This is a genomic window from Ilumatobacter nonamiensis YM16-303, from assembly GCF_000350145.1.
Taxonomy (GTDB): domain Bacteria; phylum Actinomycetota; class Acidimicrobiia; order Acidimicrobiales; family Ilumatobacteraceae; genus Ilumatobacter_A; species Ilumatobacter_A nonamiensis.
Window position 1 is genome coordinate 36,203 of sequence record NZ_BAOL01000065.1, and the last position, 17,553, is coordinate 53,755.

The 17,553-nt window shown below is 67.9% G+C and carries 11 protein-coding genes; 4 read left to right on the plus strand and 7 right to left on the minus strand.

Translation table 11 applies throughout. The features are described from left to right. Window positions 1-5: 5 nt before the first annotated feature. On the plus strand, window positions 6-1,313 hold the full coding sequence (locus ON45_RS07725) for an FHA domain-containing protein (protein ID WP_158412283.1): 1,308 nt from the start codon (window positions 6-8) through the stop codon (window positions 1,311-1,313). After that, complete coding sequence (locus ON45_RS07730; RefSeq protein WP_040493072.1) at window positions 1,306-2,052, plus strand: FHA domain-containing protein; 747 nt, start codon at window positions 1,306-1,308, stop codon at window positions 2,050-2,052. Before ON45_RS07725 ends, ON45_RS07730 begins: the two co-directional genes overlap by 8 nt. Here ON45_RS07730 and ON45_RS07735 read toward each other — a convergent pair whose 3' ends face one another. Beyond that, window positions 2,053-6,432 carry a type VII secretion EssC family protein gene (locus ON45_RS07735; protein ID WP_040493073.1) on the minus strand — a complete coding sequence of 1,460 codons (4,380 nt, stop codon included), beginning with the start codon at window positions 6,430-6,432 and terminating at the stop codon, window positions 2,053-2,055. A gap of 105 nt (window positions 6,433-6,537) precedes the next feature. On the opposite strand from ON45_RS07735, the gene ON45_RS07740 reads away from it, so the two are divergent. Continuing rightward, entirely contained in the window at window positions 6,538-7,086 is a 549-nt protein-coding gene (locus tag ON45_RS07740; RefSeq protein ID WP_040493074.1) for a hypothetical protein, read from the plus strand. Between the two features lie 22 nt (window positions 7,087-7,108). On the opposite strand, the gene ON45_RS07745 is transcribed toward ON45_RS07740, so the two are convergent. From ON45_RS07745 to ON45_RS07765, 5 genes are all read right to left on the minus strand, one after another. After that, window positions 7,109-7,840, minus strand: a complete 732-nt coding sequence (locus ON45_RS07745) for a hypothetical protein (protein WP_040493075.1) — start codon at window positions 7,838-7,840, stop codon at window positions 7,109-7,111. Between the two features lie 9 nt (window positions 7,841-7,849). Continuing rightward, window positions 7,850-12,547: a DUF6531 domain-containing protein gene (locus tag ON45_RS07750; RefSeq protein WP_040493076.1), complete on the minus strand. Its 4,698-nt coding sequence runs from the start codon at window positions 12,545-12,547 to the stop codon at window positions 7,850-7,852. Continuing rightward, the gene (locus tag ON45_RS07755; RefSeq protein ID WP_040493077.1) at window positions 12,547-12,996 is read right to left on the minus strand and encodes a hypothetical protein; all 450 of its coding nucleotides are present in this window, start codon (window positions 12,994-12,996) and stop codon (window positions 12,547-12,549) included. Before ON45_RS07755 ends, ON45_RS07750 begins: the two co-directional genes overlap by 1 nt. 36 nt (window positions 12,997-13,032) lie before the next feature. After that, the gene (locus ON45_RS07760) at window positions 13,033-13,617 is read right to left on the minus strand and encodes a hypothetical protein (protein ID WP_148288572.1); all 585 of its coding nucleotides are present in this window, start codon (window positions 13,615-13,617) and stop codon (window positions 13,033-13,035) included. A gap of 106 nt (window positions 13,618-13,723) precedes the next feature. Further along, window positions 13,724-14,842 (minus strand): LOG family protein, encoded by a 1,119-nt coding sequence (locus tag ON45_RS07765; protein WP_040493079.1) that lies wholly within the window; start codon window positions 14,840-14,842, stop codon window positions 13,724-13,726. Window positions 14,843-15,049: 207 nt separating this feature from the next. On the opposite strand from ON45_RS07765, the gene ON45_RS07770 reads away from it, so the two are divergent. Next, window positions 15,050-15,382 (plus strand): hypothetical protein, encoded by a 333-nt coding sequence (locus ON45_RS07770; RefSeq protein ID WP_040493080.1) that lies wholly within the window; start codon window positions 15,050-15,052, stop codon window positions 15,380-15,382. Between the two features lie 15 nt (window positions 15,383-15,397). Here the strand turns inward: ON45_RS07770 and uvrB are convergent, their stop codons facing one another. Further along, a complete protein-coding gene (gene uvrB / locus ON45_RS07775; protein WP_083914590.1) occupies window positions 15,398-17,527 on the minus strand; it encodes an excinuclease ABC subunit UvrB in 2,130 nt (709 codons plus the stop codon). Window positions 17,528-17,553: the final 26 nt, after the last annotated feature.

The following is a 17,553-nucleotide window of genomic DNA, read 5'->3' on the forward strand; positions in this document are numbered from 1 at the left end:
GCATCGTGAGCGGACGCGACGCCGACGGCACGAGTGACCCTGGGCCGCTCGACATCGGACCGCTGCGCATCGCCGACGGCACCGGAATCGTCGCCCGATCCGCTTCGGCCGTGCTGTTCGTGGCGACCGCGAGCGCGGCCGGACAGCCCGATCTGGTCGCAGCCTTCTCCGCGGCCGAACCCGGCAGCGAGGCATCCCGGGTCACCGCGGCAGCAGCGGATGCGTCGTTCGACGTCCCTGCGTTCGCAGCCGTCGATCTGCGCGTGCCGCTTCGTGTCATCGCATTCGGAGCCGTCGAGATCCACACCGATCATCCCTCGCTTCCGATGCTCTCCGCGGCTGCGTCGACGTCGTGGGTGGAGCGCCAACTGGATGTCGGCGATTCCACGGTGACCATCTCGATCGGCGCCTCGCCGAATCCGGCGACCGACCTCCGCCTCGGATGCGTCGCGGGCGGCGGGTTCACCCTCGAAGTGGCCGGACGCCACGCTGCCGCGCCGATGCCGACGCAGACGGCGGGCACGCCGACACCCGAATCCGCTCCCGCACCGTCCGTCACGGCTGAGCGGGAACTCGAGCCACGGGTCTCGGCGGTCGATCAGCCATCATCCGTCGACCACACGACGGGCGACGCTGATCCGACCACACCCATCGCGAGAACCGCCGTGGACGGTTTCGCCGCACTGCGCGCGGCGATGGAACAACCGGGCGCAGTACAGGATGACGTGACGCTGGCACCGCCGATCGGCGGTCGCAGTCCCGATCGAGCGGATTCGACCGGCGGGCGGCCGCAAACCCGGTCTCGATCGGACGATCCGGATCGACCTTTCGTCCTCGCCGTTCATTGCACGTCGGGTCACCCGAACCCGCCTCAACGCTCGACGTGTCGTCGCTGCATGGCGCCGATCGACTCCTCCCGGCCTGCGGCGAACGTCCGTCAACCGGTCCTGGCCGTCATCCGACTCCCCGATGGAACGCAGCACTCCGTCGACCGCCAGCTGGTTCTCGGTCGCCGACCCGATCTCGCCGCGGCTCGTGCCGACCGGTCGGCCGCCTCCGTTCGCATGAGCGATGAGTCGTCGGTCTCGCGCACGCACCTGCGCATCGACGTCGAGGACTGGTCGATCAACGTGGTGGACTGCGGGTCGCGCAGCGGTACGGCGCTCGTGTCCGGGAACGACGCAGAGCCAGAACTCCTCGACGCGTGGGTACCTCACGAGGTCGCGGCCGGTGCGCAGTTGTACCTGGGAGGCCCCACGATCGTCACCGTCATGGCCGCACCGCTCGACGAGGAGGTCGACGTCGATGGCTGACGGCGATCGGAACGAGCTGATCGTCGAGTTCGCCGGGAACGAGGGGACGCTCCTCCCCGGCGACGAGTTGACGTTCGGCCGTTCCGGTGACCTGGTGATCGACGCGAACAATCCGTATCTGCACCGCTCACTCGGAGTGTTCGCACACGTCTCCGGCGCCTGGTGGGTGGCCAACACGGGCAGCACGATCGCCATCCGCCTCGACGACGCCAACAGCTCGTCGTACGGCATCGTCGCTCCCGGCGCGCGCTCACCGCTCGCCTACGAGACCACCGCGCTGAGCTTCGAGGCGGGCGAGAGCTCGTACTCGCTGCGCTGCGAAATCCTGCACGATCGTCCGTCGTTCGAACTGACCCGGCCGCAGGACTGGGCGGGGCCCGACGACGAGGCGACGAGAACCGCGACGTCGCTCCCACTGAACGACGACCAACGACTGCTCCTCATCGCCTTGTGCGAGCCGTGGCTCGACGCCGACGGGGTCGGCGAACTCGCCACCAACCGTCAGCTCGCATCCCGGCTCGGTTGGACGATCACCAAGTTCAATCGCAAGCTCGACTGGCTCTGCTCCAAGTTCGCGAAAGCGGGCGTGTCCGGGCTCGTCGGCACGGAGGACCTCCTCGCACGCGATCGCCGACTCCGACTCGTCGAACACACCCTGCACGCCGGTCTCGTGGACCGCGACGATCTCTCGCTCCTCGACCAGCCCACACCGGATCCTTCCACGCCGCGGCCCGATTGATCACCCGCGCTCCGGGATCGCGACCTGGACCACCGACGGGATGCGGTCGATGATCAGGATGCCGCGACCTGGAACCATTCGCTGGCCTGGCCGCAGCGGGGCCTTCACACCGGTGGCCTGAAGGATTTCGGTCGCGTCGTCGGGCTGCAGGACGAGCATCCGCCGCGCCCGGCGGAGCGCGGTGAGCAGCGGGTTCGTCGTGTAGCCGGCGAGGGAACGGGTCTCGAGCGATGCGATGATGCGCAGCGAATCGGACTTCGCCAGTCGCTCCCACACCGGGTTGAGCGACGCGTCGTCGAGGGTGTCGAGATCGTCGAGAAGCAGCACCTGGGGTACGTCGGTGGGTCCCATCTCGAGCAGGTTCGCCAGACGATCCAGGACCGGCAGGATCGCCTCGGCGCGCCCGAAACCCTCCTCGTGAACATCCGCACGGTCGATGGCCGACGACGAGGCTCCGACCGCCCACACGTGATGGTTCGCGCGGAGCCCGGCGGCGCAGGTGGTCAACGTCGTGGACCGGCCCGAGCGTGGCGCTCCGGAGATGAGGAAATTCGACCAGGTCATGTCGATGATCGCGGTCGTGCCGCTCAGGTCGTGCACGCCGAGCGGAAACCGGAGCGGCGGTTCCGATTCCTCGTCGCAGAGGTCGGCGACGCGAACTTCGTCGGGCAGCGCGCGACTCGAGATGGACGACGGTGCCGACGGACCCAGGGAACGACCGAACCGGCTGATCATGTCACCCTGCGCCTTTGCGCTGTGGTCGTGCGACACGGCGGCGATCTGCACGATCGAGTCGGCCTGCCACAGCCCACGGCCGGGCGCGAGGTCGAGCCCCTTGGCTCTCGCGGTGGGAACCCCGTGATCGGTGTAACCACCTTCGTCGGCGTGGCGCAGTACGAGGCGGTTCGAGACCGCTGAATGCAAGCGGGTCGGCACCGCGCTGCGCCGATCGGCCGTGATCACGACGTGCACCCCGACTTGGCGACCGTCGACGACGAGATCGTTGAGCATGTCCGTCCATGCCTCCATCGGCACCGCCATCGAGATGCTGCCGCCGGCGTTCGAACCGGTGAACATCCCTGTGAAACCGCCGAAGCCGTCGACGAGGACGAGCAGTCGCGGCAGCGGCTCGTGCCCCTCGTTGTACGCGGAGAGGTCCTCGGCGTGTGCCGTCGCGAGCAGCGTGCGGCGACGCTGGAGTTCGTCGCCGAGCCGGGCGAGCTGGCGCGTCACCGCTTCGAGGTCGTCACCCGATGCCACTCCGACGACCTGTGGGAGTGGCAGGATCGAGGCGAGCCCCCGAGACGCGAAATCGAAGCCGACGATCTCCAACTGTCCGGCCGGGGCACAGGCTGCGGCCGACACCGCGAGGGTGCGCAGGGCGGTCGTCTTCCCGGAGCCTCCGGAGCCGAAGATCAGCCATCCACCGCCCGCCTCGAGATCGATCAGTGCGGGCGTCTGGTCCTGCTGCTCGGGCGCGTCGACCATCCCCATCGCGATGATCCGGCCGGGGTGCTCCCGAGCACCGACTGCTCGCGGGTCGTCGAGAACGTTGCCGAGCGTCAGGTGATCGGGAAGCACATCACGCCACGGCTTGCGGGGGGTGGGCAGTCGAAGCCGGTTCGACGCCGCCGACACCGCGTCGAGCACCGCGTCGAGATGGGTGCGATCGGACGACGCGCTCCCACCCCCGACGGACTTCGGTGAATCGTCGGTCCGGTCGAAGCGCGCCGTGAGCACCGGGGTCTCGATCTCCTCGGTGGTCAGCGGAGCGCCGCAGAACGCGCTCTGGAAGGCGGCGAGGTGCCGGGGTCCCAGACGGGCATACGCTCGACCCTTGAGCGGGACGGGGATGTCGGCTGCGTCAGGGCTGTCGATCACCGAGTTCGATTCCGACCGGTCGAGCATCCGCAGCGACATCCTCAGGTTCGTGTTGGCGAGGATGTTCTCGTTCACCGATCCGGACGGGCGCTGTGTGGCCAGGATCAGGTGGATCCCCAGGCTTCGTCCCCGCTGCGCGATGTCGACCACTCCGGCGACGAACTCGGGCACTTCCTTGACCAGCGTCGCGAACTCGTCGACCACGATGACCAGCGACGGCGGTGCGTCCTCCGGATACTCCTCGAGCATCTCGGCGAGGTCTTTCGCGCGACCCTCCATCACCGCCATACGACGGTTGAGTTCGGCACGCAGCGACGTGAGCGCACGGATCGACAGCTCGGCCGACAGGTTGGTGACGTAGCCGACCGTGTGCGGGAGGCCGCCGAACACGTTCGACGAGGCCCCACCCTTGTAGTCGACGAACAGGAAGTTCAGGCGCTGGGGAGAATGGTTCACCGCGAGCGACGCGACGATCGACTGCATCAGCTCGCTCTTGCCGGCGCCTGACGTGCCACCGATCAGAGTGTGCGGACCGTCCTCGACGAGGTCGAGCACGAGCGGGCCGGACGCTCCCATGCCGATCGGGAACGACAGGCCGTATCCGCTCGCCGACAACCACTTCTCGGTGACCCACTCGGCCGTCGGTGTCCCCACACCGAGGACGTCGAGCAGCGGGGCGACCCGCGGGATGGAACTCGCGAGGGACGCTGTGGAGGCGTCACGGATCGGCGCCAGCGCACGAGCGACGCGGTCGGCGATGTCGAGGCGGATCTGTTCGACCTCGATCGACCGGTCGTCGACCGCGGGATCGGTGGACCACACCGTGCCGACGAGCGACGCGCTGGGGCCGTGATCGGCCACGAGCACCTCGTGTGCCTGCCGGGGGACCCCTGCTGCGCTGTCGGCGAGCCACACCACACTGATCCCCGCCTCGGGGCACAGGTCGAGCAGGCGCGCGATCTCGGACGGGTCGGGACGAAGGTTGGCATCGATCACCGCCAGGATCCATGGCCAGCGACGATCGACCTGATCGTGATGTCCTGCGGCGGTCCGGTACTCGGCCACCTCGAGCAACCGGCCCACGAGACTGTGCGTCTCGTCCTCGGTGATCGCCATGTGGTCACCGCCCATGGGAGACGTCACGGCGCGCACGTGAGGCAGCCACTTCAACCACGAGGTCATCGGACGGTCCTCGTGCACCGCGGCGACGATCGTGAGGTCCTCGGGGCTGTGCAGACATCCGGCCTGCACGACGAGTGACGAGGCGATCCCGGTCACGAGATCGGCCGGACCGTGGATCCCGTACACGCCGTGTCCGACGAGGTCGTTGGTGACGGGAACATCCCGGATGACGTCGGCTCCGACGAGCGCGTCGCGCGCCGCGACGCGCAACTCGTCCTCTCCTCCCCGGCCGATCTCGGGGGTGACCAGCGGCGTCGTGGAACCGAGACCGACGCGCAACTTCAGGAAGTCGGGAGCATCTCGTCCACGTGCCCAGAGGTCGACGGTGCGCAACTCGGCGCGACGTGCCAAGTCGGCCAGATCCGGTGCGGCCCGCAGACGTTCGACGCGCTCCTCTTCGAGCACCTCGTCGATCTCGGCACGCCACTTGACGAGCCGCTCGGCGAACTCGGCCGACTCGGTACTGAACTTTTTCTTCCCGGATCGGCGGTCCTCGAAGCCGTTCGCGATCATCACCAGCGGCGACATCAGGGTGATGATCAGGAACTGCGGCTGCCGAGAGAACGCGAAGAACGTGAGCCCGGCTGCGAGCGGAGCCAGCGCGGTGAGGATCTGGAATCGACGCCCTTCCCGGCGCTCCGGGATCGGACCGAGGTCAGGTGCGTCACGCTCGTGGACCACCGGCGGTCGATACGGCGTCCGCTGGAACTCGATCTGACCGAGTTGGTCCGTCCGCTCCCCCGCCGCACGCACGAAGGAACGAAACGCGAGGCGGGTTCCGCCGACGCCGACGACGTCGTGGTCCTCCACGATCGTCGCAGCGTCGATCTCGACGTCGTTGACGGTGACCGGGTTGGCCACGTCGGGGAGCGGCGCGACCGTGACCGACCAGTCGTCGGCAACGTGGATCTCGACGTGCGAACGCGAGACCGTCGGGTCCCCGAGCACGATGTCGGCCTGCTCGTTGCGGCCGGCGACGAACGATCCGGGGAGCAGCGTGGTGCTCGAACCGGCATCGGGACCGGCCAACACGTCCGCACTCACCGCCTGCTCCGGAATCGGAGGAACCGCCTGCACATGCTGGGAGAAGCCCACGACGACTTCGTCACCCGACACGATTCCCGAATCCCCCACCGCCGACTGCGGATCCAGCGACCGCCCGGTACGCAGCAGGCTGACCACGGGTGAACGGTCGTGCACTCCGACCTCATCGGCGAGCGCCCGGGCCAGTTCGGCGACGGAATGGGTGAGGTCGACATCGACGATCACGTCCTCGACAACGCCACCGGTCGCGCGTGCCCGCAGGATCAGTTCCACCGCCGTGACGGTAGCCGGACGAGTCGCTGTGCCTCACTGGGGACCAGTCCCCGGTCGGGACAACCGGGACGGGGTGTGGCGGGCTCCGACGCTACGGTCGACCCGGTGAGTGAAACGTCGACGACGTACCGGTACTCCACCGCGCTGCAACGGTTCGCGGTCACGATCTGCTTCGTTCCCCTCGGTTCGATCCTGGTGATCGCCTCGGCCACATCGATGTCGAGTCCCGTCGGCCGGGCGTTGTCGGCTGCCGCGGGCCTGGCGGCGATCACCTTCGCGGCGTGGTTCTGGAGCCGGTCGCGCCGGCATCGACTCGAGGTCGGCTCCGAACACGTCGTCGCCACACCGATCATCGGGAGAACCCGACGGTGCCGAACCGAGTCCGTGGCCTTCGTGACCGATGTTGCCCTGCGGGCCCGGATGGGGACCGCACAACGAGCCTGGGTGCTGTGGACCCCGGATGTCGAAGCACCCAACTTCTACGATCGACGACACGCCGAGGGTTCATTGACCGAGGCGCAACGATCCCGGATCCACGACGGATCGAACGGTCAGCGCCGAGCCGAACCATTCGTCATCCCGCTGAACGGACTCTCGGCCGAAGCGATCGACCACCTCCGATCGGTGCTCGAACAGAGCGGCGGTCGAGGCTGAGCGCAGATCGGGCCTGACTCGGTCAGCCGGGCATCGAGTCGGCCTTCCCCGGCTCGATCCCCAGCCACTGCTGCGTCTCGGCACGGGTCAGGATCGAACCGGTCGGTGAACGCGGGACATCCGACTCCACCATCACCACGTCGGGACCGTAGGCGTCGAGGTCGAACACCTGGATGCCCAGCGCTCCGCAATACGCCTCGAGCATCTCGGACGTGAATCGATCGCGGATCTTCCGAGACGAGTACCGGTCGGTCTCCTCGAACGCCTGGACGGTGCCGTTCGCGTCGAATCGCCAGCGGCTACCGGTATGGGCCACGGAGATCGTCCGGACGTAGTTCAGGAAGTCGGTCGGGACCGGTCCGAACATCTCGAACTGCACCGCTCCGAGCCGCGCAGGACGGTCGCCGTGGGCCGACGTGTGTGGCACACATCGGACGGCCACACCCTGGCAACGAACCGTGCTGCTGAGATGACCGATCGTGCTCACGGCGTCGGTGCCCCGCAAGCCGCAGTCGAAGTACGCCGTCCACGAAGGACCCATCGAGGTCAGCATCTCGCGTGGCCGACAACCACCCATCAGCGGCTCGAGTCGAGCGAAGCCGTTCTCGATGCCGACGAGTCGGGACGTCGTGACCGACGGGTACAGCGACCGACGCCACGTCTCCAACGCGTCGACCGCCTCATCGAGTGGCAACTCCAGAAACCCGATCGACGATGTCGTGGGTGCCCAGCGTTCGGACGCGAGGGTCTGCATTCCGATTGCTTAGTCGACGGTGAACAGTTCGACGGTGCCGTTGGGATCGTTCGCCTCGATCCGCTCCTGGTGACCAGGGCCTCGTCGAGAAGCACCCGTGTCGAACTCTTCGTATCGCCGCACGCCGCCCTGCGTGTACTGGAGGTCCGGCCGGTTGATGCCGACGCGCACGCCGTCGATGTCCACCTGTTGTTGATTCACGCGGATGTCATCGGCGCCCGCCGCTCGGAGCTGCCCGATCCGGTCCTGCAGGTGCTGGTTCTGCGTCGGACTCTGCCCGATGGGTCGGTTCGTCGGCAAGGGCTCCGGGGCGGTGGGATTCACTGCGAGGTCTTGCGGCAGCCGGGAGCTCGCCACGGCACTCGGGGTCTCGGCGACCGTCGGCGTGGGGGTGTGATCGAGGTCGGGCGTTCCACTTCGGGTCAACAGTCGTCCGACACCGAAGTTCAGCGCTCCGGAGCCCGAGCCCGTGACGGCTCCGAGCGCCAGTTGCCCGCCGCTCGGCATGCCGTCTCCTGTCAGGACACTCGTCGTGACCGTCTCGGCCACGCCGGAGGCCGCTCCGAGGACGACCGCTCCGCCCAACGTCGCTCCGCCCGGAAGGGCACCGAAGGCACCGGACACCGCGGCGCCGGTCGGCGAGAACGTCCCCGTCGCATAGCCGACCGCCATCGACGACCCCACCCCGATCAGGATTCCGGCTCCGACGACTGCGCCGGCGCCGGTCGCGATCAGGGCGACTCCCACGGCTGCGACGCCGACCATCGCCACGGTTCCCCACGGGTCGTCCTTGATGGCCTCGACGAACTGACCCATCCGGCCCTGCTCCTCGCGGGTCCGCATCGCGTCGGCTTCTTCGATGCTGATCGGGCGCAGACCCGACGGATCGACCCGGTTGATCGGGTCGTGCCACGCATAGGTGTAGGCACTGGCCGACCCGTTCGAACCGGCCTCGGCCAACAACGGGTCGATGGACAGGAACTGGTGCGTGGCCGGATCGAGCACGCGAGCGCCGAGCAGGAACAGCGGTCCGACCGGGACACCGCCGAACGGACGTGAGCCGTCGGAACGCGACCACTCACCGGTGGAGACGTCGAGGCGTTCCACGCCGATGGTCACGAACCGGTCATCGCCGATGCGGTCCACTCGTCCGGAGACCGGGTCGTGGCCGATCGGCGCACCGTCGACGAAGGCCGGACGCCCGATGGCGTCGTACACGACCTCGATGCGACCCGATGACGGACCGTCACGGTCGATGGCCGCCAGCCGACCTGCCGTGTCCCACACGTACTCGGTCACGGCGCCGTCGGGAGCGACTTCGCGTGACCGTCGGCCGGCAAGGTCGTACGCGATCGTGGTGACCCCGACGCCGTCGAGACGGACCGACACCACCCTGCCCGCTGCGTCGTAACCGAACCGACGTGTGCCCTCCGGTCCCGTCTCGGTCGCCACCAAGCCGTCGTCGGAGTAGGTGAAACTCGTCGAGGCGGCACCGTCGGGAGCGATCTCGACGAGGCGGCCCGCCTCGTCGTAGCGGTAGAGCGCACCGTCGCGGCCGATCGTCAACCGGCCCGCGACATCGGTTTCGTGATCGCCGCTGGTCGGCACCGCGACCGAATCGCCGCCGTCGAACTGCACGTTGACGACCCGGCCGAGCGCGTCGCGTTCGTACTCGAGTCGACGTCCCTCGGGGTTGGTCGATGCGACGACCCAGCCGTCGGCGTCGCGCTCGATCTCGGTTCCGCCGTCGAGCGTCGTGGTCGACACGAGCCGATCGTTGTCGTCCCACAGGAACTCGGTGAACAGGTCGGTGCCGGGCACCGCTGACGAGACCAGCCGATGGGCAGCGTCGTAGGAGTACTCCCCGAGCACCGTTCCGTCGGGCGCCCGCCGCGCGGTCTCGGCTCCGAACCCGTCGAGGTCCCGGTCCCAGCCCGTCCCGTCTCCGTGACGCACCCCGGTGACCATCCCGTTCGCGTTGCGTACGCAGTCGGTCACGACGCCGGCGGGATCGGTGAGACGCTCGAGACGCCCGTCGTCGCCGTACTCGAGCGAGGTGGCACGTCCGCCCGGCATGGACTGGGCGGAGAGCCGACCCCGTTCGTCGTAGGCGTATCTGCTGAGGAGTCCCGCCGGGTCGGTCGCCTCGCTCAGCAGGCCGCGCTCGTCGTAGCCGAACCTCGTGGTCGCGCCGGTCGGATCGACCGCCTCGACCACCCGCCCGCCGGCGTCACGTCGCAGCGAGGTCGTTCCATCTTCCGTGGACACTCCCACGAGGCGATAGTCGTCGTCCCACTCGAATCCGCGACGGCGACGACCGTCGGAGACCTCGCTCACATAGCCGCGCTGATCGCGGTCGAAGAACCGTCGGACCCCGTCGATGCCGACGATCACCGCCAGCCGGCCCGCCTCGTCGTAGTCGAACTCCTCGACCCGACCCGCTGGGCTCACGCGACGCGCGACGCGGCCCCCGGGCGTGTACTCGAGCGTCGCCCGCCCGCCGGCCGGGTCCACCACGGCCACAGGACGCCCGAGCTGGTCGATCTCGGTCGTCCAGGTCCGACCGTCAGGAATCGTGACCGTGGCGACCTCACCGTTGGGGTGGTGGGTCCACCTGGTCACACCGCCGTCGGGCGACGTCGACGCGACCGTGCGCCCCAGCACGTCGAAGTCGCGATGCCAGGTGTTGCCTTCGGGGTCCGTGAAATCGGTCAACCGGCCACGGACGTCGTAGCCCTTCACCGACGTGGCACCGGTCGGGTCGGACGAGCTCACGTGCAAGCCGACGGGGCTGTAGGTGTTCGAGTACGTCGCTCCGTCCGGCGCGGTCACCGCGGTGACGTTGCCGAGTTCGTCGTAACCGAACTCGACGCTCGAGCCGGCCTCGTCGGTGACGGTGGACATGGCCCCGTGGGCCCCGAACGTCGCCGACCATGCGATGTCGCCGGGCTCGGACCCGGCTCGCATCCGGCCGGCCGCCGTGTACTCGTGTGTGGTCACGGCATCGCCGGCGACCTTGCGCGCGACCCGGCCCGCCGCATCACGCTCGAGGATCATCTCGACGCCGGCCGGCTTGGTCAACTTGACCAGCAGGCTGTGCGCGTCGTAGTCGAAGGTCGTCGTGTGTCCGAGAGCGTCGGTCGTCGCGGCGAGCTGTCCGTCTGTGTCCCATTCGAAGCGGGTGACGACACCGTCGGCATCGGTGACCTCGAGCGGAAGCCCTCGATCATCGAGGATCTGGGACACCTGGGCACCGTCGGCGGTGACCACGCGGTTCGGTGAGCGCAAGGCCGTGTCGAACTCCATGCGCGTCACGGCACCGGCTCGATCGGTTTCGGCCACGACGCGGTGGAGGTCGTCCCACTCCCATTCGAGGACCACGCCATCAGGATCGACTCGGCGCACCAGGTCGTCACGTTCATCGAACTCGTACGCCCAGGTCGCACCGTCGCGTTCGACGACCTTGGTCATCCGGTCCCGGCTGTCATAGGTGAAGCGCATCGCCGAGCCGTCGACGTCGATCACCGCCGTCAGGTTGCCACGACGATCGTGAATCATCGCCTGCCGGACCCCGTCGTCGTCACCGGTGATGATCGTGGAGCCGGACGCGTCATAGCGATAGCTCGTGACCCTCCCGAACTGGCTGACCTGACGCTCGACGCGCCGCTGCTCGTCGTAGTCGTTGACGAACATCGCGACGCCGTCGGGGTCGACGACCGACCGAAGCAGGTCGCCGTCCCACTCGTAGCGCATCCAGCCCGAACGTGATTCGGCACGCACGATGCGGGATTCGTCGTCGCGCGTGTAGTCGACACGGCGACCGTCGTCGGCGATGATCGAGGAGACCATGCCGTCCGCCCAGGCGACCGTGACGGTGCGGCCGGTCACCGTCTCGCGCATGGCGGTGATGACCCCGGACCTCGTGCGTTCCACCTGCACGCGGGCCACCCCGACATCCCACCCCGTCAGGGCGCCGGCGGCGTCGAAGTGAAATCTGCGCACATGGTCGGTGACCAGCATCCAGCTGGAGTCGCCGTTCGGGTCGTCGTGCTGCACGAGTTCGAGACCGCGGCGACCGGTCGACGACCATCCGCCGTGTTCGCGCACGAACGGGATCGCTGCCCCGTCCCCCAGCGTCACGTCGGCCCGTGCGCCGTCGGCGTCAACCCGCATGTCGAGGAGCGACGACCAGCCCGGTCCGAACGCACCGCGACGATCCGACGTCAACGAGTTGTAGGTACGCACGATGTTCAGAGCGCCGGCGATCGCCGGGAAGACCAGATCGGTCTCCTGATGGATCATGTTGCCGTTCGCCGCGCAGATCGGATCGTCCACGTACCCGGACGTGGGCGGGATCCCCACCAACGTGACCGGGTCGACCTCGATGACGGGCGGCGGAGTGCCCACTCCCTCGGCCTCCAACCCCAGAGCGATGACGTCGTCGGAGACCGGTGTGTTGCCGTTGACGTCGGCCGCGATCAACGCATCGTGGATGGCCGCGACGAACTTCTCGTTCGCAGCCATCGCCTCGACCAGCGTGGCGAGCTTCGCGATGCCGTCGACCGACACCGGGTTGTCGCACCCTGCGACGACCGCTGCGTGATCGGTGGCGAGCGACGGCTGATCGGAGGCGGCCGCAGCGCGAGTGGGCCCGACCGCGGGACCGAAAGCGGCCAGGCGGTCGGTGTCGGCCGATGTGGAGGACATCAGTAGCTCACCAGAGAACCGGTCGGTGCGAAGCCCGGAGCGGTCGGGAGTCCGACTTCGGCGGGAGCCGGCGGAAGGTCGTCGTTGCCACCGAACAACGGGTTGATGTTGCGTTCCATCCAGTTTCGGTCATTCTTCACTCGCTGCTCCTCGGCGGCGTGGAGGCGCCGGTTCTGTTCGTCCATGGCCGACTTCCACTGGAACGCCCACGCATTCGCGCCTTCGCGCAGGCTCGTCACGACCTCGCCCGCTCCCACCGACTCGTCCTCGATGCGCGTCACGAACTCGGTCCCGAACGTTCCCGTCCAGTCGACGAGGGCTTCTCCGGCCGCGGTGACCCTGCTGGTCATCATCGCCTCGACGGCGTCAGCGGTCGTCCACAGGCGCCGCGCGATGCGCAGCGCTCCGTCGAAATCGAACCGCAGCGCTCCTGCACCGCCCCATGACATCGTCGATCAGCCCTTCGTCCGTCGTCGGCGATTCGTCTACTTGTCGGCCGCGGTGACAGCTTCGACCTGGTCATTGATGTAGGTCGTCAACTGCTCGCGCGCCTCGGCACAACGCCCCTTGGCCGTCGTGGTGAAGTTCGACACCGACGACACGGCTTGCTGCTTCGCGTTCCCTTCCCAGTCGGTCGACGTGAGCCGTGACAGATGCTCGTCCAACTGCCCCTCCAGCATCGTGAACTTGGTGCCCACGGCCGGACCGAGAGCCTCCAACGCGCCGGTGTCGACGTCCACGTAGTCGACCGACGCAACGGCCGGCGCCTCGACCGCCTTGCCGTCGACCTGGATCGCAACGGTCGCCCCACCGAGCGAACCCTGGATGTTCGACACCGAGACCCGCACCGCCTCGGCCATCGCCGCCATGTCCTTGTGGAGATTCTGCGCGAAGTTCTGGGCGAGTTGGCCGCACTTGGTCTTGAAATCGACCGCGTTCGGACCGAAGTACTGCACCTCGACCGCCATCGACACCAAGTTCTCCAGCTCACTGTGCATCTGGCCGAAGATCTCGGTGGCCTGCTGGCCGTACGCCGTCATCGACGCCGGGTTCACTCGAATATGAGTCATGAAGTCTCCTCCTGGAGCAGTGTGGATGGGTGAAAGCGACCGGCGTTCCGGACGAGTGTCAACGTACGTGACGAACGCGTCGAGTGCACCGGGGAGCAGTCCCCGGTCACCCGGCCCGAAACGGGCGGTGAGAGCGCAGGAAGTCCATCACCTCGTCAGCCGAGTCGCCGGATCCGATCAGCGACGCGTACGGCCGCTCGCCGGCCAGCGTCCGCAAGAGCGGCTCCGCCGGCAGCACCTCCGTCCAGAACTCGGTGTTCAGGAACACCATCGGGCTGATCGTGCCGAACACGTCGTAGTGGTTCTGCGTGGCGTCTTGGAAGACCTCCTGGAGGGTGCCGGCGGCGCCGGGGGCGAACACCACGCCCCGGGTCGCGAGCGCGAGCAGCCCGTCCTCGCGGATCGAGTTCGCGAAGTACTTCGCCACCGACGTCGCGAACTGGTTGGTCGGCTCGTGGCCGTAGAACCAGGTCGGCACCGCCAGGCTCTCTGCACCGTCCGGGAAGCGCTCCAGAACGGCGGCGCCGGCGCGCAGGTACCGATCCGAGTGGCGGTAGTCGTCCGCCGCCGCGAGGATGACGATCGCTTCGTCGAGCGCATCGTCGGGCCGAGTGGCGAGCCACGCTCCGAGGTTGGCGGCCTCCATCGCCCCCGGCCCGCCCCCTGTCGCGACGTACCAGCCTTCTCGCGTCATCGCACGGCCCAGTTCGGCCACCGTCACGTACGTGTCGTCGGTCCGCCGCATCGAGTGGCCGCCCATCACGGCGGCGACGTCACGATGTCCATCGAGGTGCTCGCCCAGCGCATCGTCGATCGCGTGATCGTGGAGGCGTTGTGCCAGAGCATCGATGACCGGGATCGGTTGTCCGCGCGGATGGCGGGACGCCCAGGCGTAGATGCGCGAGTCGAGCGCGTCCCGGTCGAACGATCCCGCCGCCGACGGATCCCAGCCACCGAGCAACTCGCCGTGTCCGTAGAGGCGCGCCCGGTACGGATCGAACGGAATCGCCGGCAGCCGCGGGAACACCACCGCTCCCCCGGCGACGACGTGCTCGAGCACGTCGCCGTGCAGGCGACACCCGAGAAACGTGGCCCCGACACACGACACCGATTGGATCACCTGCTCGCGCGCGGACAGATCCACACCCTGCACGACCACCCCGTCGAGGCGCTGCACCCGCGCGACGTATGCGTCGAACTCGGCCAGGTCGTGAATTTCGAGCATCGCTCACGAGCGTAGGTGGTGATCCGCGACGGGAATGATCGACCATGGCGCCCGGGCAGGAGCTCCGGGTGCGCCGACATTCCGCCTTACTCGGACTCCACGCGTCGCCAGCGACACACCGCTCGGCCGAGTCCGAGCAAGGCGGAATGAACGCACGCCCGGAGGTCTCGCTTCCCCTCGCTCGATCTCGTCACCCACGTGAGTCGCATGGACGAGATTCACCGGGCGGCGCCGGCCGCAGACCACGAACGACCAACCGTCAGGAACCTCACACTGCGACGGGCGGTGATGCGGGTGCTCCTGCGTGCTGACGGCCCGGTGAGGGTGGCCGACATCGTGCGGGCCCTGGAGGACGACGAGCACTTCGGGATCGCCGATCATCACGTCGCGAGCGCCTCACAGCGGGTGTCGAACCTGCTCGGTTGGCAACTCCGCCGAGGTCGTGTGCGTCGGGTCGCGCGTGGCATCTACGTCGCGGTGCCCGACGCGATCCCACGGACGACACGCTGGCGGATCGAACACTGGGACGAACTGGTGTGACGATCTGGTGCGAGTTCAGCCGGCGTCGACGACCTGGCGGCGGAGGTCGTTGATCTCGTCACGCAGTTTGGCGGCGTACTCGAACTTGAGGTCGGCCGATGCGGCGTGCATCTCCTCCTCGAGCGTCTGGATCAACCGGGTCAGCTCCTGCTGCGGCAGGTTCTTGAGTTCGGTCTTCACCTTGTCCCGCTCGCGCTGACGGCGACGATCCTTGCCCGGTACCGCGGCCCGGTCTTCCGGACCGCGCAGCATCGACAGGATGTCGCCGACGGCCTTGCGGATCGTCTGCGGGTCGATGCCGTGCTCGGCGTTGTAGTCCAGTTGGACCTGGCGGCGCTGCTGAGTGGTGTCGATCGCCGTCTGCATCGAATCGGTGATCTTGTCGGCGTACATGACGACCTGGCCATCGACGTTGCGGGCGGCGCGACCGATCATCTGGATCAGTGAGGTCTCCGAGCGCAGGAACCCCTCCTTGTCGGCGTCGAGAATGCACACGAGCGACACCTCGGGGAGGTCGAGCCCCTCACGCAGCAGGTTGATGCCGACCAGCACGTCGAACTCGCCGAGGCGGAGTGCACGCAGGATCTCGATGCGCTGGATCGTGTCGATGTTCGAGTGGAGGTACCGCACCCGCAGACCCTGTTCGAGCAGATAGTCGGTGAGGTCCTCGGCCATCTTCTTGGTGAGCGTGGTGACCAGCGCACGGTCGCCCATCGCGATCCGTCCGTTGACCAGTTCCATCAGGTCGTCGATCTGCCCCTTCGTGGGCTTGACGATCACCTCGGGGTCGACGAGACCGGTCGGGCGGATCACCTGCTCGACCAAGTTCGTCGAGACGCGGGTCTCGTACTCCGACGGAGTGGCCGACACGAAGATCGCCTGGTTCACCCGTTCGAGCACCTCCTCGAACGTGAGCGGCCGGTTGTCGCGGGCGGACGGCAGCCGGAATCCGTGGTCGACGAGCATGTCCTTGCGGCTGCGGTCACCGGCGAACTGACCGTGCAGCTGCGGGACCGCGACGTGGCTCTCGTCGACCACCAGCAGATAGTCGTCGGGGAAGTAGTCGAGCAGGGTGAACGGCGGCTCGCCGTAGTCCCGGCCGTCCATGTGCATCGAGTAGTTCTCGATGCCGTTGCAGTAGCCGACCTCGCTCATCATCTCGAGGTCGTACGACGTGCGCATCCGCAGACGCTGTGCTTCGAGCAGCTTGTCCTGCTCCTCGAACTCCTTCAAACGGACCTGGAGCTCCTCCTCGATCTTGCCCATCGCGGTCTGCAACCGCTCGGCCGACGTGGCGTAGTGCGTGGCCGGAAACACGTAGGCCCGATCCAGGTCGCGCAGGTTCTCGCCCGTGACCGGATCGATCGTGGTGATCCTCTCGATCGTGTCGCCGAACATCTCGACGCGCAGCACGTTCTCCTCGTAGGCGGGGTGGATCTCGATCGTGTCGCCGCGCACGCGAAAGTTGCCGCGCCCGAGCGTCATGTCGTTGCGGTCGTACTGCATGTCGACGAGACGCCGGAGGATCGAGCGCATGTCGTAGTCGACGCCGACATTCATGTCGAGCAGATGGCCCTTGTACTCCTCCGGGTTGCCCATGCCGTAGATGCAGGACACGGACGCGACCACGATCGTGTCGCGACGCGTGAGCAGGGCCGCGGTCGCCGAGTGGCGGAGGCGGTCGATCTCGTCGTTGATCGACGAGTCCTTCTCGATGAAGGTGTCGCTCGACGGGATGTACGCCTCGGGCTGGTAGTAGTCGTAGTACGAGACGAAGTACTCGACCCGGTTGTTCGGGAAGAACTCGCGCATCTCCTGTGCGAGCTGGGCGGCCAACGATTTGTTGGGGGCGAGGATCAGCGTCGGGCGCTGCGTCTTCTCGATCGTCCAGGCGATCGTCGCCGACTTGCCCGAACCGGTGATGCCGAGCAGCGTCTGGAACCGCTGGCCCTCGTCGACTCCCGCCGCGAGGGCAGCGATCGCGTCGGGCTGCGCGCCCGCCGGCTGGAACTCGGATTCGACGGTGAACGGTCGATCGTCGCCGACGCCGTAGTTCTCGGCCTGGATGTCGCCGCCCAACAGCGCCAGATCCTGTTCGACCCCGGCGCGTGGCGGTTTGGCTGTCGATTCAGCAACGGCGGTCATGAACCCGAGACTACCGAATGAGAACA

Bases quoted from the DNA above. Each gene is read 5' to 3' on its own strand.
- ON45_RS07765 (WP_040493079.1), bottom strand. From the start codon at position 14,842: ATGCTCGAAATTCACGACCTGGCCGAGTTCGACGCATACGTCGCGCGG.
- ON45_RS07730 (WP_040493072.1), top strand. From the start codon at position 1,306: ATGGCTGACGGCGATCGGAACGAGCTGATCGTCGAGTTCGCCGGGAAC.
- ON45_RS07745 (WP_040493075.1), bottom strand. From the start codon at position 7,840: ATGCAGACCCTCGCGTCCGAACGCTGGGCACCCACGACATCGTCGATC.
- ON45_RS07760 (WP_148288572.1), bottom strand. From the start codon at position 13,617: ATGACTCATATTCGAGTGAACCCGGCGTCGATGACGGCGTACGGCCAG.
- uvrB (WP_083914590.1), bottom strand. From the start codon at position 17,527: ATGACCGCCGTTGCTGAATCGACAGCCAAACCGCCACGCGCCGGGGTC.
- ON45_RS07750 (WP_040493076.1), bottom strand. From the start codon at position 12,547: ATGTCCTCCACATCGGCCGACACCGACCGCCTGGCCGCTTTCGGTCCC.
- ON45_RS07770 (WP_040493080.1), top strand. From the start codon at position 15,050: ATGGACGAGATTCACCGGGCGGCGCCGGCCGCAGACCACGAACGACCA.
- ON45_RS07755 (WP_040493077.1), bottom strand. From the start codon at position 12,996: ATGTCATGGGGCGGTGCAGGAGCGCTGCGGTTCGATTTCGACGGAGCG.